Origin of the sequence: Pseudoduganella sp. RAF53_2 (assembly GCF_052113985.1) — a bacterium.
GTDB lineage: Bacteria > Pseudomonadota > Gammaproteobacteria > Burkholderiales > Burkholderiaceae_D > Rugamonas.
This window is the reverse complement of the sequence record NZ_JBFRDW010000957.1, coordinates 1-1,513: the sequence shown is the minus strand read 5'-3', so window position 1 is coordinate 1,513 and position 1,513 is coordinate 1. Positions and strand designations below refer to the sequence as shown.

Here is a 1,513-nt window from a genome sequence, read left to right as displayed (position 1 = left end):
CGGCCCTGCTCACCGGCGCGTGCCGCTTCCACCGCCGCATTCAGCGCCAGGATATTGGTCTGGAAGGCGATGCCGTCGATGACGGAAATGATGTCCACAATGCGGCGTGCGGAAGCATCGATATGGCCCATGGTGTCGACCACCTTGCCCACGACATCACCGCCACGCGCAGCCACATCGGAAGCTGCCAGCGCCAGCTTGTTGGCCTGCAGCGCGTTGTCGGCGTTCTGCTTCACGGTCGACGTCAGTTCGTCCATCGACGATGCGGTTTCCTCCAGCGCCGCAGCCTGCTGCTCGGTGCGCGAGGACAGGTCCAGGTTGCCCGCCGCGATTTCGCCGGATGCGCTGGCGATATTCGTTGCGCTCAGGCGCACGTCGTTGACCACGCCGGCCAGGCCTTCGTTCATGGTCTTCAGTGCTGCCAGAAGGCGGCCGGTTTCGTCGTTCGAATCGACGCGAATTTCGCTGCGCAGGTCATTGCCTGCCACGGCCACCGCCACCTCCACAGCGCGCTGCAGCGGCACGGTGATGCCACGGGTCAGCCACGCGGAGCACAGCGCGCCCAGCACCACCACCAGCACGCCAAAGCCGATCTGGAAATTGCGGTTGCGGACATGGATGGCGTCGATATCTTTCGCCATCTTGTCGATATGCTGACGCTGCAGTTCCAGCAACTGGCTCAGTGCGCCCAGGTAGTCGGTCGTCGCGGCTTTGAAAGGCCCTTGCAGCACCTGCTCCGCTTCGTCGAATTTGTCTTCTTTTTTCAGCGCCATGATCTTGTCGCGCGCGGACACGTAGCGCTTGCGCGCATCGCCCGCGTCGGCAAAGATCTTTTTCTCATCGTCGGATTGCAGCAGGTCCTCAACCTGTTTCTGCAGCACCGACACTTCCTTGGTGCCTGCCGCCGTGTCTTCCGCAAAGTAGGCGGTCAGGGAAGCGTCGCTGCTTTTGGCAATGGCGGAAGTGCGGCGCACGCCAGTGTGAATCACGCGATACCAGTCGCTGACCATACGTTCCTTGGCCAGCGGTTGCTGCATCATGTTGCTGGTCGCCTCTGCGACGGTCTGCATCTGGCTGATGCCGAGCACCGTCATCAGGATGGTCAAAATCAAAACAAGTGCAAAGCCTGCGGCCAGGCGGGCGCCGATCTTCAGATTTTTCATGGGAGGGAAATTTCCGGCCGAGCACAAGCCCGGCCAGAATTGTCATTGGGAAACTATAATGTTACCACGGCAAATATTTTATTTATGTATAACTAGTTGAATTTAAGCTGCCAGGCGCAGCGCGGTACGCTTGGTGCTGGTCACGGCGGGAGCGGCAAGCGCCGGACCGGCCAGCTTGAACACGCTGACGGCAGTCGTCAACGCGTCGGCTTGCTGCTGCAGCGAGACGGCGGCGGCGCTGGCTTCTTCCACCAGCGCTGCATTCTGCTGCGTGACGCCGTCCATCTCGGAGATGGCGCGGTTGACCTGCTCGATACCGTCGCTCTGCTCCGCACTGGCGGTGCTGATCT

At 61.2% G+C, this 1,513-nt stretch carries 1 protein-coding gene and 1 pseudogene; both read right to left on the bottom strand.

Features of this window, described 5'->3' with window-relative positions; all coding sequences use genetic code 11:
* A partial coding sequence (locus AB4Z11_RS31390; protein ID WP_442030041.1) for a methyl-accepting chemotaxis protein occupies window positions 1-1,163 on the bottom strand: 1,163 nt, incomplete at its 3' end.
* Window positions 1,164-1,265: 102 nt separating this feature from the next.
* Window positions 1,266-1,513, bottom strand: a pseudogene (locus AB4Z11_RS31385) (methyl-accepting chemotaxis protein); the annotation flags it as partial.